This window comes from Azospirillum oleiclasticum, assembly GCF_013423485.1.
Lineage (GTDB): Bacteria > Pseudomonadota > Alphaproteobacteria > Azospirillales > Azospirillaceae > Azospirillum > Azospirillum oleiclasticum.
In genome coordinates this window covers 317,784-340,701 of sequence record NZ_JABFFR010000011.1, presented here as the reverse complement: position 1 = coordinate 340,701, position 22,918 = coordinate 317,784, and the positions used below count along the sequence as shown (strand labels likewise).

19 protein-coding genes are annotated in these 22,918 nt (G+C 70.8%); 13 read left to right on the top strand and 6 right to left on the bottom strand.

Annotated features, from left to right (window positions below; translation table 11 throughout):
• The 5 genes from HL658_RS15365 to HL658_RS15345 form a co-directional block, all read right to left on the bottom strand.
• On the bottom strand, window positions 1-826 hold an 826-nt coding region (locus HL658_RS15365; RefSeq protein ID WP_180287641.1), incomplete at its 3' end, for an acetyl-CoA C-acyltransferase.
• A 34-nt stretch (window positions 827-860) separates the two neighbouring features.
• Window positions 861-2,012, bottom strand: a complete 1,152-nt coding sequence (locus HL658_RS15360; protein ID WP_180282630.1) for an acyl-CoA dehydrogenase family protein — start codon at window positions 2,010-2,012, stop codon at window positions 861-863.
• Between the two features lie 13 nt (window positions 2,013-2,025).
• Window positions 2,026-2,652 (bottom strand): TetR/AcrR family transcriptional regulator, encoded by a 627-nt coding sequence (locus tag HL658_RS15355; RefSeq protein ID WP_180282629.1) that lies wholly within the window; start codon window positions 2,650-2,652, stop codon window positions 2,026-2,028.
• A gap of 16 nt (window positions 2,653-2,668) precedes the next feature.
• On the bottom strand, window positions 2,669-4,189 hold the full coding sequence (locus HL658_RS15350; protein ID WP_180282628.1) for a 3-hydroxyacyl-CoA dehydrogenase: 1,521 nt from the start codon (window positions 4,187-4,189) through the stop codon (window positions 2,669-2,671).
• A 346-nt stretch (window positions 4,190-4,535) separates the two neighbouring features.
• Window positions 4,536-5,726 (bottom strand): plasmid replication protein, encoded by a 1,191-nt coding sequence (locus HL658_RS15345; RefSeq protein ID WP_180282627.1) that lies wholly within the window; start codon window positions 5,724-5,726, stop codon window positions 4,536-4,538.
• A gap of 852 nt (window positions 5,727-6,578) precedes the next feature.
• Between HL658_RS15345 and HL658_RS15340 the strand changes: the two genes are divergently transcribed.
• Together HL658_RS15340 and HL658_RS15335 are read left to right on the top strand one after the other, a co-directional pair.
• Window positions 6,579-7,385 (top strand): helix-turn-helix domain-containing protein, encoded by an 807-nt coding sequence (locus HL658_RS15340; protein ID WP_180282626.1) that lies wholly within the window; start codon window positions 6,579-6,581, stop codon window positions 7,383-7,385.
• A gap of 15 nt (window positions 7,386-7,400) precedes the next feature.
• Entirely contained in the window at window positions 7,401-8,021 is a 621-nt protein-coding gene (locus tag HL658_RS15335; RefSeq protein WP_180282625.1) for a hypothetical protein, read from the top strand.
• A gap of 78 nt (window positions 8,022-8,099) precedes the next feature.
• On the opposite strand, the gene HL658_RS15330 is transcribed toward HL658_RS15335, so the two are convergent.
• Window positions 8,100-10,190 (bottom strand): acetate--CoA ligase family protein, encoded by a 2,091-nt coding sequence (locus HL658_RS15330; protein ID WP_180282624.1) that lies wholly within the window; start codon window positions 10,188-10,190, stop codon window positions 8,100-8,102.
• 324 nt (window positions 10,191-10,514) lie between these two features.
• On the opposite strand from HL658_RS15330, the gene HL658_RS15325 reads away from it, so the two are divergent.
• The 11 genes from HL658_RS15325 (at window position 10,515) to HL658_RS15275 (ending at window position 22,810) form a co-directional block, all read left to right on the top strand.
• Window positions 10,515-11,513 carry a Bug family tripartite tricarboxylate transporter substrate binding protein gene (locus HL658_RS15325; protein WP_180282623.1) on the top strand — a complete coding sequence of 333 codons (999 nt, stop codon included), beginning with the start codon at window positions 10,515-10,517 and terminating at the stop codon, window positions 11,511-11,513.
• 43 nt (window positions 11,514-11,556) lie between these two features.
• On the top strand, window positions 11,557-12,072 hold the full coding sequence (locus tag HL658_RS15320; protein WP_180282622.1) for a tripartite tricarboxylate transporter TctB family protein: 516 nt from the start codon (window positions 11,557-11,559) through the stop codon (window positions 12,070-12,072).
• 37 nt (window positions 12,073-12,109) lie between these two features.
• Entirely contained in the window at window positions 12,110-13,642 is a 1,533-nt protein-coding gene (locus HL658_RS15315; RefSeq protein WP_343055121.1) for a tripartite tricarboxylate transporter permease, read from the top strand.
• Window positions 13,643-13,682: 40 nt separating this feature from the next.
• On the top strand, window positions 13,683-15,302 hold the full coding sequence (locus HL658_RS15310) for a thiamine pyrophosphate-binding protein (RefSeq protein WP_180282621.1): 1,620 nt from the start codon (window positions 13,683-13,685) through the stop codon (window positions 15,300-15,302).
• Window positions 15,303-15,317: 15 nt separating this feature from the next.
• Complete coding sequence (locus HL658_RS15305; RefSeq protein WP_180282620.1) at window positions 15,318-16,091, top strand: enoyl-CoA hydratase/isomerase family protein; 774 nt, start codon at window positions 15,318-15,320, stop codon at window positions 16,089-16,091.
• Complete coding sequence (locus HL658_RS15300; protein WP_180282619.1) at window positions 16,088-17,227, top strand: mandelate racemase/muconate lactonizing enzyme family protein; 1,140 nt, start codon at window positions 16,088-16,090, stop codon at window positions 17,225-17,227. Before HL658_RS15305 ends, HL658_RS15300 begins: the two co-directional genes overlap by 4 nt.
• A complete protein-coding gene (locus HL658_RS15295) occupies window positions 17,227-17,982 on the top strand; it encodes a sulfite exporter TauE/SafE family protein (RefSeq protein WP_180282618.1) in 756 nt (251 codons plus the stop codon). The genes HL658_RS15300 and HL658_RS15295 overlap by 1 nt, the downstream gene beginning before the upstream one ends.
• Before the next feature lie 107 nt (window positions 17,983-18,089).
• Window positions 18,090-18,857, top strand: a complete 768-nt coding sequence (locus HL658_RS15290; RefSeq protein ID WP_180282617.1) for an enoyl-CoA hydratase-related protein — start codon at window positions 18,090-18,092, stop codon at window positions 18,855-18,857.
• Window positions 18,858-18,860: 3 nt separating this feature from the next.
• Window positions 18,861-20,393, top strand: a complete 1,533-nt coding sequence (locus tag HL658_RS15285; protein WP_180282616.1) for a 3-hydroxyacyl-CoA dehydrogenase — start codon at window positions 18,861-18,863, stop codon at window positions 20,391-20,393.
• Window positions 20,394-20,441: 48 nt separating this feature from the next.
• Window positions 20,442-21,647: a 3-oxoadipyl-CoA thiolase gene (locus HL658_RS15280; RefSeq protein WP_180282615.1), complete on the top strand. Its 1,206-nt coding sequence runs from the start codon at window positions 20,442-20,444 to the stop codon at window positions 21,645-21,647.
• The gene (locus HL658_RS15275) at window positions 21,644-22,810 is read left to right on the top strand and encodes an acyl-CoA dehydrogenase (RefSeq protein WP_180282614.1); all 1,167 of its coding nucleotides are present in this window, start codon (window positions 21,644-21,646) and stop codon (window positions 22,808-22,810) included. Before HL658_RS15280 ends, HL658_RS15275 begins: the two co-directional genes overlap by 4 nt.
• Window positions 22,811-22,918: the final 108 nt, after the last annotated feature.

Below are 22,918 nucleotides of genomic sequence, written 5' to 3'. Positions count from 1 at the left end.
TCAGCCCGTGCCGCTCCACCGCCGCCGCCGACGCCAGGACCAGCGCCGCCGCCCCGTCGTTGACGCCCGACGCGTTGCCCGCCGTCACCGTCCCGTCCCGGCGCACCACCGGTTTCAGCCGGGCGAGCGTGTCCGCCGTGGTGTCGGCGCGCGGGTGCTCGTCGCGGCCCACGACCGTGGTTCCCTTCCGGTCGGGCACCTCCACCGGCACGATCTCGGCATCGAAGAAGCCGGCGGCCTGGGCCGTCGCGGCGCGGCGCTGGCTGCGCAGCGCGAAGGCGTCCTGGTCCTCCCGCGACACGCGGAAGTCGTCGGCGACGTTCTCCGCCGTCTCGGGCATGCTGTCGATGCCGTGCTGGTCCTTCATCACCGGGTTGACGAAGCGCCAGCCGATGGTGGTGTCGAAGATCTCCGCGCTGCGCTGGAAGCCGGTCTCCGCCTTGCCCATCACGAAGGGCGCGCGGCTCATGGACTCCACGCCGCCGGCGATGGCGAGGTCGATCTCCCCGGCGCGGATGGCCCGGGCCGCCGCCGCGACGGCATCGAGCCCGGAGGCGCAGAGGCGGTTGAGCGTCACCCCTGGCACCTCGACGGGCAGGCCCGCCAACAGCAGGGCCATGCGGGCGACGTTCCGGTTGTCCTCCCCCGCCTGATTGGCGCAGCCGAGATAGACCTCCTCCACCGCGTCGGCGAGGCCGGGGTTGCGGGCGGCAAGCGCGCGGATCGGGATGGCAGCCAGATCATCGGCCCGTACCCTGGACAGGGCGCCGGCGTAGCGGCCGATGGGGGTGCGGGCGTAGTCGCACAGGAACACGTCGGTGGTCATGGGATGCATCCGGTGGAAGGACGGGAAGTGGCGGTCAGCCGGCCATCGCCCGCATCGTCTCGCGGGCAATGATGAGCTGCTGGATCTGCGACGTGCCCTCGTACAGGCGGAACAGGCGGACGTCGCGGTAGAAGCGCTCCACCGGGTACTCGGCGATGTAGCCGGCCCCGCCGTGGATCTGCACCGCCCGGTCGGCGACGCGCCCGACCATCTCGGTGGCGAAGAGCTTGGCGCAGGACGCCTCCAGCGTGGTGACGGCGCCCGCGTCGCGACGGCGCGCGGCGTCGAGCACCATGCAGCGCGCGGCGTAGCTCTCGGCCCGGCTGTCGGCGATCATCGCCTGGACGAGCTGGAACTCGGCGATGGGCTTGCCGAACTGGCGCCGCTCGGCGGCGTAGCGGCAGGCGTCGGCGATCAGCCGTTCGGCGATGCCCACGCTGAGTGCCGCGATGTGCAGCCGCCCCTTGTCGAGGACGCGCATGGCGATTTTGAAGCCGTCGCCCTCCCGCCCGCCGAGAAGGGCGGTGGCCGGGACGCGGCAGTCCTCGAAGATCACGTCGCAGGTGTGCGCCCCCTGCTGCCCCATCTTGCGGTCCTTGTGGCCGAGCCTCAGGCCGGGGGTGCCGGCCTCCACAAGGAAACAGGATATGCCGCTCTCCCCCTCCGGTCCGCGGGTGCGGGCGAGCACGGAAAAGACGCCGGCCTGCGGGGCGTTGGTGATGTAGCGCTTGGTGCCGTTCAGCACGTAACCGTCACCGTCGCGCACGGCGAGCGTGCGCAGGCTGGCGGCGTCGGAGCCGGCGTCGGGCTCGGTCAGTGCGAAGGAACCGATCAGCTCCCCCGACGCCAGCCGCGGCAGGTACCGGCGGCGCTGTTCCTCCGTCCCACCGAGGACGATGGCCTGCGAGCCGATGCCGTTGTTGGTGCCAATGGCGGAGCGGAAGGCCGGCGAGGTGCGGCCAAGCTCGAACACCGCCAGCACCTCCTCCTCCATGGTCAGGCCGAGCCCGCCATAAGCCTCCGGGATGGTCAGGCCGAACAGGCCCAGCGCGCGCATCTCCTCCACCAGCTCGTCGGGGATGCGGTCTTCCTCCGCCACCCGCGCCTCGTTGGGCACGAGCCGTTCGACGACGAAGCGGCGGATGGTGTCGAGGAGCTGGTCGAGCGTGTCCCGGTCGAGGGCCATGGCGGTCCTTTCGTCATGAGGGTTCTGCGGCGGGCCGCAGGCCGCGCACCAGCAGGTCGTGATAATCGGCGGCGATGGCGGCGGCGGTCTGCGGCCCGCCCGGCCGGTACCAGCGCACCATCCAGTTCAGCATCGACAGCACCGCGCGGCCGGTGACGGCGGGATCGACGGGGCGCAGCTCGCCGGCGGCCACGCCGTCGCGGATGATCGCGCGCAGCGTGCCCTCGTGCCGGCGGCGCCAGAGCAGCGCCTCCGCCCGCATGTCGGCGGAGTGCATGCCGCCCAGCCCGATCAGCATGGTGACGAAGAACCAATAGTGGCGCTCGAAGAAGTCGCCCTGTGCGGTCATGAAGACGCGCAGCCGCGCCTCCGCCCCGGTGACACCGTCGAGCGCCGCCTCCACCGACACCGCCAGGCCGCGCAGCGCGTCCACGATGATGGCGTCGTAGATCTCCTGCTTGGTCTGGAAGTAGTGGTAGACGGTGGCCTTCGACACGCCCATCGCCGCGGCCAGTTCCCGCAGCGACGTCTTCTCGAAACCGACCTCGGCGAACTGGCGGGCGGCGCTGTCCAGGATCGATTGCCGGCGGTTCTCCACCAGCGGCGGGCGACCAAGCCTGCGACGGCCGGTGTCGGTCATCGGTGACTGGTCCGGTTCATGCGGTGCGGCGGGCGGGGGCGCCGAGCGGCAGGCCCAGCGCGGCGCGACGGCGCAGCCAGGGGCTCGGCCGATAGCGCGGGTCACCGGTCAGGTCGTGCAGCGCACGCAGCACCATCATCACACGGCCGGTTCCGATCCGGTCGCCCCAGGCCAGCGGCCCGCAGGGGTAGCCCAGCCCCAGTTCGATGGCCCGGTCGATGTCCGCCGGGCTTGCCAACTCCTGCTGCGCCACCTCGCAGGCGAGGTTGACGATGGCGGCGAGCACCCGCTGCACCACGAAGCCAGGCCCATCGGACAGCACCGTCACCGCAAGCCCGGCCCGCCGCATGGCGGCCGCGGCGGCGGCGAGGGCACCCGGCTCCGTCGCCGGGGTCGGCATCAGCACCGCCCGGCGAACCGGCGGCAGCATCAGGTCGACGGCGACGGTTCGCTCCGGGTCGAGGCCCAGGCGCAGCGCCGCACTGGTGGCGTCCTCGCCCAACGGCGCCACCAGCAGCACGCTGCCCGTGCCCGGCCGTTCGCCGTCGTCGATGGGAACGCCGGCATCGGACAAGCTGCGCAGCAGCGGCCCCGGATCGCAGGCCGACCCCGGCGCCGCCCAGATCGGCCGCAGCTCCGCGTCGTCCCACGCCGGCTCGGCCGGTTCGATGCGGCGCCCATCCTCGTACCGGTAGAAGCCGGCGCCGGTCTTCCGGCCGAGCAGCCCCGCGGCGACCCGCGCCCGCGGAAGCGGCGTCGGGCGCACGCGCGGCTCCTCGTAGAAGCCGCGGTAGACCTCCTCCATCACCGCGAAGGAAACGTCGAGCCCGGTCAGGTCGAACAGCTCGAACGGACCCATCCGGAAGCCGGCGCCGTCGCGCAACACGGCGTCGATGTCGGCGGGATCGGCCACCCGCTCCTGCACCAGCCGCAGCGCCTCCGTCGAATAGGCGCGGCCGATGTGGTTGATGACGAAGCCGGGGCTGTCGGCGCAGCGGATCGCCGTGTGGCCGACCCGCGCGCACAGGTCCACCAGCGTGTCCGCGACCGTGGGCGCGGTGCGCAGCCCGGAGACCACCTCCACCACCCGCATCAGCGGCACCGGGTTGAAGAAGTGAAGGCCGGCCACGCGCTCCGGCCGGCGGCTGCCGGCGGCGATGGCGGTGACCGACAGGGCGGAGGTGTTGGTGGCGAGCACCGCGTCGGGGTTCACCACCCCGTCGAGCCGGGCGAACAGGTCGCGCTTGACGTCGAGCCGCTCGGCGACCGCCTCCACCACCAGGTCGCAGCCGGCCATGCCCGCCACATCCCCGACCACGGTGAGCGCCTGTGCCGCACGGTCGGCGGTGCCGGCGGGAAGGCGCCCCTTGCCTTCGGCCCGCCCGACCTGCTCCAGCGCGGCGTTGCGCGCGCGTTCCGCGGCACCCGGCGCCAGATCCTGAAGCACGACGGACAGCCCGCTCTGCGCCATGAGCTGCGCGATGCCCGTGCCCATGACACCCGCGCCGATCACGCCCACCCGCTCGATCCCGCTCATCCCACCCTCATGGTTATTTACCGGCCGACCGGCTGATAAATAACCATGAGGGTGGGCGGCCGTCAAGCTCCGGCGGGGGCTTCGGCGACACCTTTCATGTCCATCATGATGCCCTGCATCAGAGTGATCGCGGTCTCGCGCCCCGCGGCCACGCCAAGCACCGCAGGCAATTGCGAATTGTTCGCATCTTATACAGGGTGTCTGCGGATATGGGGATTGCCGGAACGGGCGGATCGGAGTGACGGGATAAGGACCTCAAGCGGCTGTTTCTCGTCCACAAGCGGGAAAGCCACGGCTACCTGACACGGCGCCTGCGCAACGTCCATTCTCGCGACGGAGGCTCGCCCTATACCTCGCCCGACGGCGCGGATAGAAGTTTCGCCCGCCGCCGCCGAACGTCCAGCGCCTTGATCGGAGGGAGCGGCACAAATTCCTTCGGGCTTTCCACGCTGCCGGTCATGGCCTTGTAGATCGAGACGTTGGCTCCCTGGACCACGTTGCCGCGCTGCACCTGATCGAGGAATTGCCGGCTCGGGGTCATGACATAGACGATATCGTCGATCCGTCGTCCATCCTTGGACACGACCTTTTCGACCTGATCGAGGATCCCCTCCTCGACGAGCGAGTCTACGGCCAAGGACACGGTGCGCAGGGTATCGCGACGCCGGCTCCACTCGTTCATGCCGGAATTGTTGATGATCTGGTCGGCCGACAGCGTCATCGCCGGCACTCCCTCCGGGCCGGCGGTCACCTGCGCGATGTCGAGGTCGCCATATTCGATGGAAAGGCGGTTGTAGAGCCACCGAGCGACGGGGCTCTTGAGCCGCATCATCCACTGGTACGAGATGGGCTTGAATTCGAGGTTGCGGATGGCCGAGGCCACCAGCGCGTTGAACTCGATGTAGGTGTCCTCCTCGTCCCCGTCGACGGCTTCGCCGGTCCGCGGCCGGATGTACAGCGTCGGGAAGACCGACGACTCCAGCACCGGCCGGGGCGTCTTGCGGCCAGTCTCGGACACCTTGGAGATGATCATGCGCGTCCGCGCAAGGATCTCCAGGGCCTCGCGGATCTCGGCAACGTCCATGGTCCGGTTCACCGCGCGCAACTCGCGCCTTATCTCGTACAACGAGAAGTGGACCCTCACGCGATCCTGCTTGTCGCCCATGAGCGACAGGCGCGACCGGTCCATAGCCAGACGCCGCACCACCTGCTCGACGATCTGCTCCCGCTCCGAGGGGAACACTTCGTACTCGACCATCCGCTTCTCGCCGGCGTCCTCGCCAGGGGCGGGCTTTGCCGGACGGTAGATGCGGGCGGGCTGGAGGGTGAGCGTGAAGGTGGCCTCCTTGAACGGAAACTCCTTGTGAACCGACTGCACGAATTGATTGGCACTCGGCAGGTCCACCTCGCCGTTCCGTCCATGCCCCTTTGAAACGAACACGAACCGCGGCGCCGTGTCGTAGAGTGCGATCATGTGGGACTGGCTGCGGTCCTCCATCTCGAACAGAGCCAACTGGACAGCCGTCGTCTTGGTCATGCGCAACCTCCTCACCCAAGGGCCACGATAGGGGCGACGGCCAGGTGGACGCAACGCGCGACGCCGGATGGGGGCCGACGTGTGTATCCCGTTTGCTCGCGGCTAGGTCGGCAATGGTCGCGGGTGTGTCCCATCAGCTCGCGTTTGGGCCGGCGCGGCCACCCAGGTCGCTGTTCCAGAGCTTTCCCGGACCTGCTGCCGGGCTGCGGATCGCGCGGCCGATTCCCCTGCCGCTCCGAAACGCGAGCAAACGGGACCGAACGACCGACGCCGCGGCGGTTGGAAGCGCGAGCAACAGGGACACACGAGACCCTTTCGTCGGCACCGCCGATCGGATCCGTACGGAGCGCGGGCCGGACGTCCACGGCACGCATCAAGCGCGACCAAAAGTGACATGGCCAACCGACCCGGCACACGAAGCGCGAGCAATCGGGACAGGCCGGTGGACCCGACCCTTCGCAATTCGGTGCGGCGCGATGCCGAACCGGAGCAGACGGGCCCGCACCCGGCTCCGAACGACGGCTCCGGCCGAAAGCGCGGGCAAACGGGACACACCAGAGCCGATCGGGGCTTCCACCATGGCCTCCCGCGGGACCCGCCTACCGCGAGCAAACAGGATACATCCGCGCGCATTGGGGATCGAATCCGATTCGGCGACGAAGCGCGGGCAAAGGGGACCCATGCGCGACCATCTCCGCTCCATGCGCGGGCAAACGGGAGCTATCCGCGGGCAAAGGCGACAAGGGCGACTCGGTCCCACTTGCTCGCGATTCGACGCCCGCGGATGTCGTGCGGAATCCTTCTCGGCGGAACACCGACCCGCTGCCGACCAACCACTTGCTTGGACCCGCGATGACAACCGCAAAAGCCGCCGACACCAGCCGCTGGGGCAGGATCCCGGCCTGGTGGCTCGACCATCCCGATCTCGACGCCGACGGTTTCGCCGTGTTGGCAGCGCTCGCCACCTTCGCCGACGAACACGGCCTTTGCTGGCCCTCGCAGTCCACGCTGGCTGCGAAGCTGAAGCGCTCGCGTCCGACGATCAACCGCATCCTGCAAACCTTGGACCGCATCGGCTTGGTCAGCATCGAACATCGCAGTGGCCGCGACGGCGCCCGGCTGTCCTGCCTGTACCGGCTTCGCCTTGTGCGCGACGGCGGGACGGATGCCGTCCAGGCGGCCCCGACCGCCGTTCCAACTCCGGACCGGGATGACTCGCGGGCGAACGCCCCCTGTCCAACGGCGAGTCAGGAACATCACCATTCCGAACAGACTCCGGACTCGCACGCTTCGGGCAGGCGCGGGCCGGTACTTGCGGTGCTCCGAGATTGGATGCCATCGGCCGACGACCTCGCTTGGGCTCACGAACGCTTCGGCGCTATCGACCTCGTGCAGCATGTCGAGACCTTCACGCTCCGCTGCCAGGCGCACGGCTACCGCTACCGCGACATCGGTGCGGCCTGGCGGGCGTGGCTGATGCAGGACGCAGCGGCCGGCAGGGCCCCGTCGGCAATGGCCGCGGCGGGCCGAACGGCCCGGCCCGCCCAGCCCTTCACAAAGCGTGCGTACGACAACGCCGCCGAGCAGCGGATGGGCGCCTGGATGGCCGCGGCTGCGCGCCTCCAGGGCTCCGTCTCACCATCCCCAACCTGGTCCTGACCCTGGGAGAAAGTCATGTCCGCTGCTGTCAGGTCATTGCCCGAACGATCGGCGCTGCCGTTCGATCCCAAGATGCCCCCCGCGGATCGTGTCCGGACACTCGTCGCCGCACTTCCGGACGCTCTCCAGGAGGTGCTGGCCTCCGGCCGGGTCGAGCGCTGCTCGCGCTTTCGCGACGAGGTCTTCGACGACCTTGCCGAACTGTGGTTGCCACCCGCCTCCGTAAACGCCCGCACTGCCGCCATCGCACAACGCACGCTCGACGAGATGGAGCGCAGCGTGCTGGCACCGGCCGACACGAATCATGTGCTCGCCCGGGTCCTATCGCTTCTCTCACACTTTCCGGCCAAGGCCCTGCCAGCACCCGTCGAGGAGATGGTGGCGCTCGACTGGGCTGACGACCTCGGCGAATTCCCCGGTTGGGCCATCGACCAGGCGGCACGGGTGTGGCGCCGGACCCGGAAATGGAAGCCGTCGATCGCCGAAATGCGGGCGCTGTGCGAGGAGGCGTGCGCGCCGGAGCGTCGGGTCGCCGCGAGGCTGAAGGCCGTCGCGCAGGCCGGTACGGCCGATCCTGCGGTCCGACCGGAGTCCCTGCTACGGCTGGCTGGAGTGGCCGTGCGTCGCATGTCGTGACCGGTGTTCGGCCGATGTTCGTCAGGCCGACCGGGGATGGGAGTCCGATAGCCGGCAGTGTGGGGTGCCGATTCACATCTAATCCAACACCATGAGCCAATCGACCGCGACGACGCCGGCCGGGCCGGCCAGAACCGGGTTCAGGTCCACCTCCGTCAGACGAGGCCCGGCACCGGCGGCAAAGGCCGACGCCGCACAGATCAGCCGCGCGACGGCCTCGCGGTCGACCGGTGGCCGGCCGCGCACGCCGGCAAGCAGCGCCTTGCCACGAAGCTCGTCCAGCATGCCCAACGCCTCCACCCGCGTCACGGGGGCCGGTCGCACCGCAACGTCCTTCAGCACCTCCACGAGGACACCGCCGAACCCGGCCATCACCACGGGCCCGAAGACCGGGTCATGCTTCAAGCCGATGACCAGCTCCACATCGCCCTGCGCCATCGCCTGCACCACCACACCCTCGATACGGGCGTCCGGACGATGGGCGCGTGCGGATTTCATGACCGCGGTGACGGCGTCGCGCACCGCCGCTCCGTCCGCCAAGCCAAGGCGGACGCCCCCGACCTCGGTCTTGTGGGCGATGTCGGGTGACTCGATCTTGACCGCCACCGGAAACCCCAGTTCCTGCGCGGCCGCGACCGCTTCGTCGGGGTCACGCGCGAACCGCGCGGCGGTCAGCGGCACCCCGGCGTCGCCGAGCAGCCGTGCCGCTTCCAGCGTCGGCACCAGCCCGGCACGCTCCGGAAGCGTCACCGGTGGCGGTGCCAGCGCGATCCGCTGGGGGCGGTCCGCCGCCAGACGGCGCCTAGACTCGGCGTAGCCGATGACGGCGGCGGCGGCGTCCACCGCCGGCTCGCCGCCCCGGAACACGGGAATGTTCCGCTCCCGGCACTTGGTCAGCGCCTCGTCGGTGGCGGCGACCCAGCAGACGAGGAAGGGCTTGGACGTGCGTGCGCGGATCTCCTCGAACAGGCCGACGAGCACATCGACATGCGCCTCCATCAGCTGCAGCCAGATGATTCCCATATGCACCTGCGGATCCTCCAGGACGAGGACAACGCTTTCGCGGAGCACATCGGGATCGGCCAAGAACTGCGCGGTGACGTCCACGGGATTGCCCGTCGCGCCGAAGCCGGGCACGACCTTGGCGAGCGCGGCCTGCGTTTCGGGGGCGAGCACCGGCACCGTCAGCCCCAGCTCCTCCGCCCGGTCGGCCATCAACACGCCGGCCCCGCCGGACTGGGTGACCAGCCCCAGTCCGCGACCGGCCGGAAGCGCGTCGAGTCCGGTGAAGGCCTCGACGATGTCGAGCATATGCTCCTCATTGCGCGCGCGGATCATGCCGCCGGCCCGCACCGCGCCGTCGAACACCGCATCGACGCCGGCCAGCGACCCGGTGTGCGACGCCGCGGCGCGCGCACCGGCCCCGGTCCGGCCGACCTTGGTCAGCACGACCGGCTTGCCGGCGGCCATGGCCTCCTCCGCCAGCCGCTGGAAGCCGGGGCCGTCCTTCAGCCCCTCGATGTAGCCGGCCAGCACGCGGATGCGGGGATCGGCGACAACCGCGCGCATCACCTCCACCACGTCGACGTCGGCTTCGTTTCCGGTGTTCACGAAATAGCCGAGCCCAAGCCCACGCCGGCGGGCGAGCGCCGCGATGGCCGTGCCGAACGCTCCGGACTGGGTGACGAAGCCGACCGGCCCCGCCGGGGTGTCGCCGTTGGCGTACTGGCTGAACGTCGCGATCACCCGTTCGAACGCATTGATCAGACCCAGCGTGTTGGGTCCGCACAGGCGGATACCGCGGCGACGCGCGGTCTCCGCCACCTCCCGCTCCAGGCGCCGCCCGTCCTCGCCCATCTCCCCGAAGCCGGAACTGAAGACGATCGCGGCCGGGATGCCCTTCCGCCCCGCCGACTCCAGCGTCGTGGCGACCTCGCGCGCGGGTACGGCCACGATGACCAGGTCGACGGGCCCCGGGATCGCCTCCAGATCCGGATGGCAGGGCAGACCGGCGACGGTGTCGTATTTGGGGTTCACCGGATGGATCGCCCCCGCATAGCCCTTCTCCAGCAGGAACCGCAACGACCGTCCATTCAATTTGCGGCCGTCCGACGAGGCGCCGACGATGGCGATCGACCGTGGGTTGAGCATGGCGTCGATGTTTCTCATTGTCCCTTTCCGTCTGCGGTTTCGTCCGGAGATGCCGCGCGTCCATCCCCGTCGGCATCCGGTCCGCCCGAAATTGATTGATGTGCGAACAGTCCGTTCTCCCATCTTGTATTGGATGCTCAGCCGGGTAAAATGGTTTTCTCAGACGCGACGTTTCATTCCGAAAAATGAGACGATCGTTGCAGCAACGATAACGGCCCCGCCACGACGGGGCTTCGGGGAGGAGACGGTCACGATGGTGTGCACGACGTCGCCATACGGTCGCGTGAGCGCCCCTCCCCGGTGGTTCGGTCCGACCAAGGACGCCCGAGCAGGAGGAAGCGCATGAACATCCGAAACGCAGCAGGACGAGTGGCCGTGGCGGTGCTGGCGCTGGGGGTGCCACTGGCGGCCGGCCCAGGTGCCGCGGCCGGCTATCCCGACAAGCCTGTGACGATCGTGGCGCCCTTCAGCGCCGGCGGCGACTCGGATCTGGCCGCCCGCAATCTCGCCAACGTCGCCCAGAAGTACCTGAACCAGCCGGTGATGGTGGTGAACAAGACGGGTGCCAGCGGGGTCACCGGCTCCAACTTCGTCGCCAAGTCGAAGGGCGACGGTTACACCCTCCTGCTCGCCCGCGTCGGCTCGCAGGCGGTCACGCCGGCGCTTCAGCCGAACATCCCCTACAAGTGGGACGACTTCACCTTCATCGGCCTGCTGGAGCTGAACCCCTATGCCTGCGCCGTGCGGGCGGACTCGCCGATCAAGTCCTTCGATGATCTGGTCCAGCGCATCAAGGACAAGCCGGGCACGCTGACGTACAGCACGGCCGGTGTCGGCACGATCCACGGCATGGGCCCACAACTCCTGTTCGAGCGTCTGGGCCTGGACAAGTCGGCGGCCACCGAAATCCCCTTCAAGGGCGGCGGGGAGGCGTCCACCGCGCTGGTCGGCGGCCATGTGGATTTCGGCTGTTCCAACGTCGCGACGATCATGCCGCACATCCAGTCGCGTGCGGTGCGCGGGTTGGTGGTGACCACGCCGGAACGCTATGAGGGCATTCCCGATGTGCCGACGGCCCGCGAGGTCGGTTACCCCGAGTTGGAGCGGATCACCGGCTGGAGCGCGCTTTACGGTCCTCCCAACATGGACAAGGCGGCCGTGGAGCAATGGTCCAAGGTCCTGACCCAGGTCAAGAACGACAAGGAGTGGGCGGACACCACGCGCAAGCTGGGCTCGGTCCCCCAGGTCCGCTCGCCGCAGGAAACGGAAGCCTTCGCCAAAGAGCAGTTCGAGACCTACGACGGGCTCGCGCGCAAGCTGGGCCTGCGGCAGGGCGGCTGACGCCACACTGTCGCCATGCGGGATCTGGCAAGCGGGGCCTTGGATGATTGGCAAATACGGACGCGACACGATCTTCGGAGCGCTGCTCGCCGGCTTCTTCCTCCTGTTCCTCTTCGTCGTCATTCCCGTCGGCATCCCGGTGCCGGCGGGGGTGCGGAGCACCGCCCTGTCGCCGGCCTTCTGGCCCCGCATCGTGTCCGTCCTCATGGTGGTCTTCGGATTGATGCTGATGGCGCAGGGCATCCTGGCCGCACGCGCGCGGCCGGCGGAGGACGCCGGGTCCGCCATCCCGACGGAGGAGGAGGACCTTGTGCCGCCCATGGTGGCGCGTACGCGCATCGCCGCGGCCATGGTGATGATGTTCGCCTATTACGGGCTGGTGGAGATGGCGGGCATGACGGCCGCCTCCATCATCGCCTTTGTCGGCTTCGCCGCGCTCTATGGCGAACGCCGATGGCTGCTTCTCGGGGTCGTCGGCGTGTCACTGGCGCTGGCGCTCACACTGTTCTTCACGGATGTGGCGCAGGTGCCCATTCCGTCGGGAACGCTCTGGGACTGACGATCCGCATCCTAAGACGCAAGAGGGACCAACCACGGTGAGTTCCGACCTGTCCGCCGGGTTCGCGATGTTCGCGGACGTCTACAACGTGCTCGCCATCTTCGGCGGGGTGGTGATCGGCACCATCGTCGGCGCCATCCCCGGCATGACCGGGACGATGGCGGTGGCGCTGGCCCTGCCCTTCACCTTCTACATGTCCCCGGTCACCGCCATCCTGCTGCTGGTCGGGCTCTACAAGGGGGCGATGTACGGCGGCTCGATCACGGCCATCCTGATCAAGACGCCGGGCACCCCGGCCGCCGCGGCCACCGTGCTGGACGGCTACCCCATGGCCCAGCGGGGCGAGGCGGGCAAGGCGCTGAACATGGCGCTGTACGCGTCCTGCATCGCCGACTTCATCTCCAACCTGTCGCTGATCTTCCTGACCGGGCTGATCGCCGGCTTCGCCCTGTCCTTCGGCCCGCCGGAGTTCTTCGCGCTGATCTGCTTCTCGCTGACGATCATCGCCGGGGTGTCCGGCGGGTCGCTGCTGAAGGGCGTGATCTCGGCCGGGCTGGGGCTGCTGTTCGCGGTGGTCGGCATGGACATCATCTACGGCTCGGAGCGGCTGACCTTCGGGCGGTTCGAGCTGATGGAAGGGCTGAGCTTCATCCCCGTGCTGATCGGCCTGTTCGCCATTCCCGAGATGCTGGAGGCCTATCGCCAGCGCTGGCGCGCCAGGAGCGGTATGGCACCGGTGGGCGCCAGCCGCGTCAGCCGGGCGGAGTTCACGCGCTGCCTGCCGACCATCCTGCGCGGCAGCCTGATCGGCGTGGTGCTGGGCGCCATTCCCGGCATCGGCGGTGCGCCGGCCGCCTTCCTCTCCTACAGCGAGGCGCGGCGCGTCTCGCGACACCCCGAGCGCTTCGGCCGCGGCGAGATCCAGGGCGTGGCGGCGGCGGAATCCGGCAACAACGGGGTCTGCGGGGCCACGTTGATCCCGTTGCTGTCGCTGGGCATCCCCGGCGACGTCATCACCGCGGTGATGCTGGGGGCGTTCATGATCCACGGCCTGTCGCCGGGGCCGCTGCTGTTCCAGCAGAATCTGCCGGTCGTCTACGCCCTGTATTTCGGGATCATGCTCAGCTCGGTGTTTCTGTTCATCACCGGCAAAGCGATGATCCGCGGCTTCTCCCGCGTCGCCGACGTGCCGAATCCCATCCTGTTCCCGGCCGTGCTGGTGCTGTGCTTTTACGGCGCCTACGCCGTCAACGGGAACATGCTGGATGTGCTGGTGATGGTGGCGATGGGGGTGTTCGGCTTCGGCATGCTGACCATGGGCCTGCCGGCGGCCCCCTTCCTGATCGCCTTCATCCTGGGGCCGCTGTTCGAGGACAATTTCCGCCGCTCCATGCTGATGTCGCACGGCGACCCGTCGATCTTCTTCCGCAGCTGGATCTGCTGGCTTTTCCTGGGGCTGACCGTGCTGTCACTGGTGATGCTGCTGCGGCCCATGGGCGCCACCCAGCGGCCGGAGCCGGGCTCCGCCCCGCCGGGCAAGCACGCCGCCACCGCCGCCGACGGCGAGTGAGTTGCAATCCTCTCTGTATTTTCCTTCGGAGACTTCCCCGATGACGACCACGGTCGCCGACAGCATCGCCACGACCCTGCACGCGTACGGCGTACGCTTCGCCTTCGGCCTGCCGGGCAACGACGTGCTGGAGACCATCCGCGCCTGCGAGGCGGTGGGCATCACCTTCGTCCTCGCCAAGGCCGAACCGTCCGCCGCCTTCATGGCCGACGCGGTGTACCAGTTGACCGGCGCCCCGGCCGCCCTGATCCCGGCGCTCGGCCCCGGCATCGCCAACGCGGTGTCGGGCATCGCCGGCGCGGCGCAGGAACGCTCGGCGATGATCGTGCTGTCGGGGGAGATGGGCACGAAGCAGATGGGCATCTACACCCATCAGATCTTCGACCATGTGGCGCTGTGCGCGCCGGTGACGAAATACGCCGCCCCGCTGAACCCGAACCGCCCGGCCCAGCAGGTGGCGAAGGCGCTGGACATCGCGCTCAGCCACCCGGCCGGCCCGGTGATGCTGAACGCCGCGGCCGACCACACCCGCGCGCCCGCCCCGAAGGAACCGGCCTTCACCCCACCGCGCGTGCTGCCCGTCGCCCTGCCGGCCGAGGCGGTCGCGACCGCGCGTGCGCTCCTGGAGAAGGCCCGCCGGCCGCTGGCGCTGGTCGGGCGCGGCGCCCTGAAGGACGGCGTGCCGGAACCGCTGCGCCGCTTCCTCGAAGCCTGGAGCATGCCCTTCTTCGCCACCTACAAGGCGAAGGGCGTGCTGGACGACGCGCACCCGCTGTGCCTGGGCGCGGTCGGCCTAAGCCCCATCGTCGACCAGGAGAACCAGGCGCTGGTGGCCGAGGCCGACCTGATCGTCCCCATCGGCTTCGATCCCATCGAGCTGCGTGACGGCTGGGTCGATGCCTGGCCGGTCGACCGCGCCTGCCTGTCCATCGACTGGGCACCCGCCACCCACCGTGTGTTCCCGCTGGGGACGGAGGCGGCGGGCGACCTGCCGACCATCCTGGGCCAGCTCGCGCCGGAGGGCGGCGGCCGGAAGACCGGGTGGCCCACGGAGCGGCTGGACCGGCTGCGCGCCGCGGTGGCGCACATCGTCCGCCCGCGCACGCCGGATCACGGCATCAGCCCGGCCGCCCTGTTCGGCGCGATCAGCGACCGCGCGGACGCGGACTGGATCATGACGGTGGACGTCGGCTCCCACCGCATCCTGGCGAACCACGTCATCCGCTGCCGGGCACCGGGGCAGCTCATGCAGTCGAACGGTCTCGGCTGCATGGGCTACGCCCTGCCCGCCGCCGTCGGAGCCCAGCTCGTGCACCCCGAGCGGCCGGTGGTCGCCATCGCCGGCGACGGCTGCACGCTGATGACGTTGGGCGAGATGGCGGTGGCGGCGGAGCGCGGCCTGCCCATCGTGCTGGTCGTGCTGAACGACGCGAGCCTGAGCCTGATCAAGCTGAAGCAGTCGAAGATGGGGCTCGACACCAAGTCGGTGGATTTCGGCGCCCCGCGTTTCGACGCGATCGCGGCGGGCTTCGGCGCCGTGGGCGTTCGGGTGGAGACCATCGGCGCCTTCGCCGAGGCGCTGGATCAGGCCGTGCGCAGCCGCCGCTTCACCATCATCGATGCGCTGGTCGACCCGCGCGAATACTGGGAACAGATGTGAAGGAAGGAGCGGCCGATGCTGCGAGCCGAGCGCGAGGGCGCCGTCACCACCCTGTGGATCGACCGCCCGAACCGGCGCAACGCGCTGAACGCGGAGGTCATCGCCGCCCTGCCCGGCGCCATCGCCGCGGCCGGGGCGGACGGGGCCTGCCGCTGCGTCGTGCTGCGCGGCGCGGGCGATCATTTCTGCGCCGGGCGGGAGCTGGCGGACGGTGAGGCGGTCGGCCGGTCCCTCGACGCCGTCTTCGCCTACGACGACGCCTACACCCGCATCTTCGAGGAGCTGAACCGGCTGCCCAAGCCGTCGGTCGCCGTGGTGCGCGGCTACGCCGTGGCCGGCGGCTTCACGCTCGCCATGGGCTGCGACTTCGTGCTGGCGGACGAGACCGCGCGCTTCGGCGCGCTGGAGATGCGCAACGGCTTCCCCGCCGCCATCAACACCGTCCTGCTGGCCCGGCTGGCCGCACCGCGCCACGCGCTGGAGCTGCTGCTGTCCGCCGGCACCGTCACCGCACGCCGGCTCGAGGCGATGGGGCTGGTCAACCAGGTGGCCGACGACGGCGACGCGCTGGAGGCGCTCGCCGGCTCCTTCACCCGTGACCTCGCCGAACTCGACCCGCTGGCCGTGCGCCTGACCAAGGAGGCGCACCGCGCCGCCCGCTCGCTGCCGCCGGGGGAGGCGCTGGCGACCGGGCGCAACCTGAACGCCTTGCTGATGGCGTCCGGCCGCATCGCCGAGGGTGCGCGCGCCTTTGCCGAGCGGCAGGCCGCCCGGCGGGGGGCGTCATGACCGATGACGCGCCACTGATCCTCGCGCGGTTGGAGGCGCATGTCCTGCGCGTGCCCATCGTGGTGCCCGTGCGCACCTCCTTCGGCACGATGACGAGCCGGCCCGCGGTCGTGGTGCGGGTGATGGACGCGGACGGCGTGACCGGCTGGGGCGAGGTGTGGTGCAACTTCCCGAGCTGCGGGGCCGAGCACCGGGCGCGGCTGGTGGAGGGTTGGGCGGCCGAGATCCTGACCGGTCGGCCCTTCGCAGATCCGGCCGACGCCTACCGTGAACTGACCGCGCGGGCGCGGCTGCTGGCGATCCAGGCGGGGGAGCCCGGCCCGTTCGCGCAGGTGGTGGCCGGCATCGACATCGCGCTGTGGGACCTGACGGCGCGACGCGCCGGCGAGCCGCTGTGGCGGATGCTCGGCGGCGCGTCGCCGCGCGTGCCGGTGTACGCCAGCGGCCTCAACCCCGACCGACCGCAGGACCTCGCCGCCGAGCGGCAGGCCGAAGGCTACCGCGCCTTCAAGCTGAAGGTGGGATTCGGCCGCGAGCGCGACCTGGAGAACCTGCGGGCGCTGCGCGCCACGCTGGGCGAGGACGCGGCGCTGATGGCCGACGCCAACCAAGCCTGGGAACCGCAGGAGGCGGCGGAGATGGCCGCGGCCATGGCGCCGTTCCGGCCGGTCTGGCTGGAGGAGCCGGTGGCCGCCGACCGTCCGCTGTCGGACTGGGTGGCACTCGCCCGCCGCTGCCCCACCCCGCTCGCGGCGGGGGAGAACCTGCGCGGGGAGGAGGCATTCCGCGACGCCATCGGTTCCGGCGCCTTCGGGGTGGTGCAGCCGGACCTGTGCAAGTGGGGCGGCTTCACCGGCTGCCTGCCGGTGGCGCGGGCGGTGCTGGCCGCCGGCCTCACATACTGCCCGCACTATCTCGGCGGCGGCATCGGGCTGGTGGCGTCGGCCCATCTATTGGCGGCGGCGGGCGGTCCCGGCCTCCTTGAGGTGGACGCCAACCCGAACCCGCTGCGCGACGCCCTGGCGGCCCCGGTTCCGGCGCCGCGGGACGGGCATCTCGTGCTTCCCGACGCGCCCGGGCTGGGCGTCGAACCCGATCTGCCGGCGCTTGCCCGGCTGTGCGGGTCCGACGGGTGATGGATGCGGGGGCGGGCGCCGGGCTGACGCTGGCCGTCGCGGCGGCCGGCCTGATGCTCGGCGGATTTGTCAAGGGAACCATCGGGATCGGTCTGCCGCTGGTCGCCGTGCCGCTGCTCGCCACCGTCATGCCGGTACCGCAGGCGGTGGCGCTGATGGTGCTGCCGCTGATGGTCACCAATCTTTGGCAGGGGCTGGCCGGCGGGCACGCGCCGACGATCGTCCGGCGCTTCTGGCCGATGATCCTGGTGCTCATGGCGACCATCCCGGTCAGCGCCACCGCGCTGTCGGCGCTCGACCCGTCGCTGCTCTACCTGATCCTGGGCGCGGCGGTGGTCGTGTCTGCCGTGCCGATGCTGGCCGACGTGGTGCCGCCGATCCCGCCGCACGCCGAGCCTTGGGCCGGCCCGCTGGTCGCCGGCATCGCCGGGGGGCTGGGCGGCGTGTCGTCCTTCTTCGGGCCGCCGATCGTGCTCTACATGCTCGGCCTGCACCTCGCCAAGGACCTGTTCGTGGCGACCATGGCGATCGTCTACCTGACCGGCACCATCGCCCTGTCGCTGACGCTGGCCGCCAACGCCGTGCTCACCCTCGGTCTGCTCAAGCTGTCGGCCGCCGCGGTGCTGCCGACGGCGCTGGGAATGGCGGGCGGGGCGCTGGTGCGGCGGCGCATCGACCAGCGCCTCTTCCGCCGCGTCGTCGCCGTCACCCTGCTCGTCATCGGAGTCAATTTCGGCTGGAAGGCGTTGTCGTGAGGGGTGACTTGCGCGCTTGGAATCAATGGTGCAAATTATTGAACAACACGTCTCATAAATCGAGACCATAACGACGGGCGGCCACACCGCTCCGGGAGGAGACAATCATGGTCGTGCAGACCGAGACCGTGGCGGATGGCGTCCTGCTCGTCCGCCTCAACCGGCCGGACGCGCGCAACGCGCTGAACATGGAGCTGCGCACGCGGCTCGCCGAAGTTTTTCTCGCCCTCGCCGACGACCCGGCGGTGCGCTGCGTGGTGGTGACCGGATCGCCGAAGGTGTTCGCCGCCGGAGCCGACATCAAGGAGATGGCGGAGTCCGGCGCCATCGAGATGATGGGCCGGCGCATTCTGCGCCTGTGGAAGCCGCTGGCCGACTGCCCCAAGCCGGTGATCGCGGCGGTGAACGGCGTGGCGCTCGGCGGCGGCTGCGAGCTGGCGATGCACGCCGACATCATCGTCGCCGGCGAGGGCGCCCGCTTCGGCCAGCCGGAGGTCAAGGTCGGCATCATGCCCGGCGGCGGCGCCACCCAGCGGCTGGTCCGCGCCGTCGGCGTCTACCGCGCCATGCGGATGATGCTGACCGGCGAGCCGGTGACTGCGGCGGAGGCCCTGTCCATGGGTCTGGTGAGTGAGGTGGTGGCGGACGACACGGTGCTGGATCGCGCGCTGGAGATGGCGCGGGCCATCGCCGCCATGCCGCCGCTGGCCGTGCAGCAGATCAAGGAGACGGTCTACGCCGGGCTCGACGGGTCGCTGGCCGGCGGGCTGCTGCTGGAGCGCAAGGCGTTCGAGATCCTGTTCGCCTCCGCCGACCAGAAGGAGGGCATGCGCGCCTTCATCGAGAAGCGGTCGCCGACCTTCGAGGGGAAATGAGACATGACGCTGGACGCTGAACGCTCCGATCTGGTGGTGGGTGTCGTCGGGGCCGGGGCCATGGGCCGCGGCATCGCCCAGGTGGCCGCCACCGGCGGCATGCGCGTGATCCTGCACGACGCCCGGCCCGACGCCGCCGCGGAGGCGCGGCGCTTCGTGGGCTCGATGCTGGAGCGCTCCGCCGCCAAGGGCGGCATGACGGCCGACGCCGCCGCGGCGGCGCTGGAGCGCATCGCCGTCGCCGGCACGGTCGCCGACTTCGCCCCCTGCCATCTGGTGGTGGAGGCGGTGGTCGAGGACCTCGCCGTCAAGCGCGCGGTCTTCGCGGAGCTGGAGGAGGTCGTGTCCGAGGGCTGCATCCTCGCCACCAACACCTCGTCTTTGTCCGTCACCATGATCGCGGCGGGGCTGCGGCGGCCGGGGCGCTTCGCCGGCTTCCACTTCTTCAACCCGGTCCCGGTGATGAAGCTGGTGGAGGTGATCGCCGGCATCCGCACCGAACCCTGGGTGGCCGAGGCGCTGACCGTCGTCGGCCGCCGCATGGGCCGCGAGCCGGTCGGCGTGATGGACGCGCCGGGCTTCCTGGTCAACCAGATCGGCCGCGGCCTGACCATCGAGGCGGCCCATCTGGTGTCGGAGACGGGCATCCCCTTCGTCGATGTGGACCGCGTGATGCGGGAAGCCGGCGGCTTCCGCATGGGGCCGTTCGAGCTGATGGACCTGACCGCGGTCGACGTGACCCACCCCGCGACCGAGGCGATCCACGACCAGTTCTACGGGGAGCCGCGCTACCGCCCCTCCCCCCTGATGCGCGCGCGCATGCAGGCCGGGCTGCTCGGCCGCAAGACCGGCCAGGGCTTCTACACCCACGCCGACGGCAAGCAGCAGAATCCGGCGGAATCCCCCGCACCCGATGCGAGGCCGGCCGCCGTCTGGGTCGGCCGCGCCGACGCCGCGGGGCACGCGGCGGTCACCGCCCTGCTCGGCCGGCTGGGCGCCATGGTGGACGGCGGAGCGCGGCCGGGCACCGACGCGCTGTGCGTGGTGACGCCGGTGGGCGCCGACGCCACCACGGCGGCGCTGGCGGAGGGGCTGGACCCCGCCCGCACGGTGGCCATCGACACCATCCTGCCGCTCGACAAGCGCCGCACCGTGATGGCGAACCCGCTCACCACGCCGGCGATGCTGGCGGCGGCGCACGGGCTGTTCGCATCGGACGGGGTGCCGGTGACGGTGATCCCCGACAGCCCCGGCTTCATCGCCCAGCGCATCCTGGCGATGATCGTCAACATCGGCTGCGGCGTGGCGCAGCAGCGCACGGCCTCGCCCGCCGACATCGACAAGGCGGTGACGCTCGGCCTCGGCTACCCCAAGGGGCCGCTCGCCTATGGCGACGCGCTGGGACCGGCGCGCGTGCTGGCGGTGCTGGAGACCATGCACCGGCTGACCGGCGACCCGCGCTACCGCCCCACCCTGTGGCTGAGCCGCCGGGCGCGGCTGGGCGTGTCGCTGCTGACGCCCGAGCGTCCGGACTGACGCGCAGTCCCGCCCTCCCCTGCTCCCGCTTCCCGAAGGACACCTTCCATGCTCGACGCCTACATCTACGACGGCCTGCGCACCCCCTTCGGCCGCCTGTCCGGCAGCCTGTCGCGGGTGCGGCCGGACGACCTGCTGGCCGGGGTGCTGCGCGCGCTGGTCGACCGCAACCCGTTCGCCGCCGGCGACATCGAGGACGTGCTGGTGGGCTGCGCCAACCAGGCCGGCGAGGACAGCCGCTGCGTCGCCCGCCACGCGGCGCTGGTCGCCGGGCTGCCCATCGAGGTGCCGGGGGCCGCACTCCAGCGCAACTGCGGCAGCGGCATGAACGCCGTCATCGCCGCCGCCCACGCCATCACCGCCGGGGAGGGCGGGCTGATGCTGGCCGGCGGGGTGGAGAGCATGAGCCGCGCCCCCTTCGTGGTCGCCAAGGCCGAGCAGGCCTTCGCGCGCGACTTCAAGGTCTTCGACAGCACGGTCGGCGCCCGCTTCCCCAACCCGAAGGTGGAGGCGGAGTACGGCGCCGACACCATGCCGCAGACCGCCGACAACCTCGCCGCCGAGCACGGCATCACGCGGGAGGAGGCGGACGCCTTCGCGCTGCGCTCCCAGCAGCGCTGGGCGGCGGCGCAGGAGGCCGGCTTCTTCGCGGGCGAGATCGCGCCCGTCTCCATTCCGGCCGCCCGCAAGGGGCCGCCGACCGAATTCTCGGTGGACGAGCACCCGCGCCCCGACACCACCGCCGAGGCGCTCGCCAAGCTGCGCGCCCTGAACGCGGGCGGGGTGACGACGGCCGGCAACGCGTCGGGCGTCAACGACGGCGCGGTCGCCATGCTGGTGGGCAGCCGGCAGGCCGGCGAGAAGGCCGGGGCCGCCCCGGCCGTCCGCATCCTGGCGAGCGCCGTCGCCGGCGTGGCCCCGCGCATCATGGGCTACGGCCCGGTGCCGGCCTCGCAGAAGGCGCTGGAGCGCGCCGGGCTGTCCGTCAAGGACATGGACGTGGTCGAGATCAACGAGGCCTTCGCGGCGCAGGTCCTGGCCTGCGCCAAGGGCCTCGGCATCGCCGGCGACGACACCCGCCTCAACCCCAACGGCGGCGCCATCGCGCTCGGCCACCCGCTGGGCGCGTCCGGCCCGCGCATCGTGCTGACCGCGGCGCGGCAGTTGGAGCGCACCGGCGGGCGCTACGCGCTGGCGACCATGTGCATCGGCGTCGGCCAGGGCATCGCCGTGGTGCTGGAGCGGGTCCGTTGAGTGGCTTCCGCTGGGACGACCCGTTCCTCCTCGAAGACCAGTTGACGGAGGAGGAACGGCTGATCCGCGACACCGCGCGCGAGTACGCGCAGGACCGGCTGATGCCGCGCGTGGTGGAGGCGAACCGCAACGAGCGGTTCGACATGGCGGTGTTCGACGAGATGGCGGCGCTGGGGTTCCTCGGCGCCACCCTCAAGGGCTACGGCTGCGCCGGCATCGGCTACGTCGCCTACGGGCTGGTGATGCGGGAGCTGGAGCGGGTGGACAGCGCCTTCCGCTCCGCCGTCACCGTGCAGACCAGCCTCGCCATGAACGCCATCCACGCCTACGGCTCGGAGGAGCAGAAGCAGCGCTTCCTTCCGGCCATGGCGCGCGGCGAGGTGCTGGGTTGCTTCGGCCTGACGGAGCCGGACCACGGCTCCGACCCCGGCGGCATGCGCAGCCGGGCGCGCCGGGTGGCGGACGGCTGGGTGATCTCGGGCAGCAAGACCTGGATCAGCCACGCCCCCATCGCCCATGTGATGGTGGTGTGGGCCAAGGACGACGAGGGCACGATCCGCGGCTGGCTGCTGGAACGCGGCATGGCCGGGCTGACCACGTCCAAGATCGAGGGAAAGTTCTCCGTCCGCGCCTCGATCACCGGGCAGATCGCCATGGACGAGGTGTTCGTGGCGGAGGAGAACCGGCTGCCCCTCGCCCACGGGCTGAAGGCCCCCTTCGGCTGCCTGAACAACGCCCGCTTCGGCATATCCTGGGGTGCGCTGGGGGCCGCGGAGTTCTGCTGGCACACCGCCCGCACCTACGCCATGGAGCGCCACCAGTTCGGCCGGCCGTTGGCCGCCAACCAGCTCGTCCAGCGCAAGCTGGCCGACATGCAGTCGGACATCGCCGTGGCGCTCCAGGCCGTCCTGCGCGTCAGCCGCCTGCGCGACGAGGGCAAGGCGACGCCGGAGATGATCTCCATCATCAAGCGCAACTCCGCCGGCCGCGCGCTGGAGATCGCCCGCATGGCCCGCGACGTGCTGGGCGCCAACGGCATCAGCGACGAGTTCCACGTGATGCGCCACCTGCTGAACCTGGAGACGGTCAACACGCTGGAAGGCACCCACGACGTGCATGCCCTGGTGCTGGGCCGCGCGCAGACGGGGATCAGCGCGTTCTGAGCGGATCGCCGGAAGGTGGAATGACCTTGGTGGTTCCGGTGCGGAGCGTCGCTTCGGTTCGCGCTTTGGGTCTGGGGGGCATGCGGCCGGTGGGAAGGCGACGACCCG

Coding starts and splice junctions, on each gene's coding strand:
- HL658_RS15355 (WP_180282629.1), bottom strand. CDS start 2,652: ATGACCGACACCGGCCGTCGCAGGCTTGGTCGCCCGCCGCTGGTGGAG.
- HL658_RS15340 (WP_180282626.1), top strand. CDS start 6,579: ATGACAACCGCAAAAGCCGCCGACACCAGCCGCTGGGGCAGGATCCCG.
- HL658_RS15285 (WP_180282616.1), top strand. CDS start 18,861: ATGACGCTGGACGCTGAACGCTCCGATCTGGTGGTGGGTGTCGTCGGG.
- HL658_RS15300 (WP_180282619.1), top strand. CDS start 16,088: ATGACCGATGACGCGCCACTGATCCTCGCGCGGTTGGAGGCGCATGTC.
- HL658_RS15325 (WP_180282623.1), top strand. CDS start 10,515: ATGAACATCCGAAACGCAGCAGGACGAGTGGCCGTGGCGGTGCTGGCG.
- HL658_RS15360 (WP_180282630.1), bottom strand. CDS start 2,012: ATGGCCCTCGACCGGGACACGCTCGACCAGCTCCTCGACACCATCCGC.
- HL658_RS15335 (WP_180282625.1), top strand. CDS start 7,401: ATGTCCGCTGCTGTCAGGTCATTGCCCGAACGATCGGCGCTGCCGTTC.
- HL658_RS15290 (WP_180282617.1), top strand. CDS start 18,090: ATGGTCGTGCAGACCGAGACCGTGGCGGATGGCGTCCTGCTCGTCCGC.
- HL658_RS15280 (WP_180282615.1), top strand. CDS start 20,442: ATGCTCGACGCCTACATCTACGACGGCCTGCGCACCCCCTTCGGCCGC.
- HL658_RS15330 (WP_180282624.1), bottom strand. CDS start 10,190: ATGAGAAACATCGACGCCATGCTCAACCCACGGTCGATCGCCATCGTC.
- HL658_RS15305 (WP_180282620.1), top strand. CDS start 15,318: ATGCTGCGAGCCGAGCGCGAGGGCGCCGTCACCACCCTGTGGATCGAC.
- HL658_RS15350 (WP_180282628.1), bottom strand. CDS start 4,189: ATGAGCGGGATCGAGCGGGTGGGCGTGATCGGCGCGGGTGTCATGGGC.
- HL658_RS15295 (WP_180282618.1), top strand. CDS start 17,227: ATGGATGCGGGGGCGGGCGCCGGGCTGACGCTGGCCGTCGCGGCGGCC.
- HL658_RS15320 (WP_180282622.1), top strand. CDS start 11,557: ATGATTGGCAAATACGGACGCGACACGATCTTCGGAGCGCTGCTCGCC.
- HL658_RS15310 (WP_180282621.1), top strand. CDS start 13,683: ATGACGACCACGGTCGCCGACAGCATCGCCACGACCCTGCACGCGTAC.
- HL658_RS15345 (WP_180282627.1), bottom strand. CDS start 5,726: ATGACCAAGACGACGGCTGTCCAGTTGGCTCTGTTCGAGATGGAGGAC.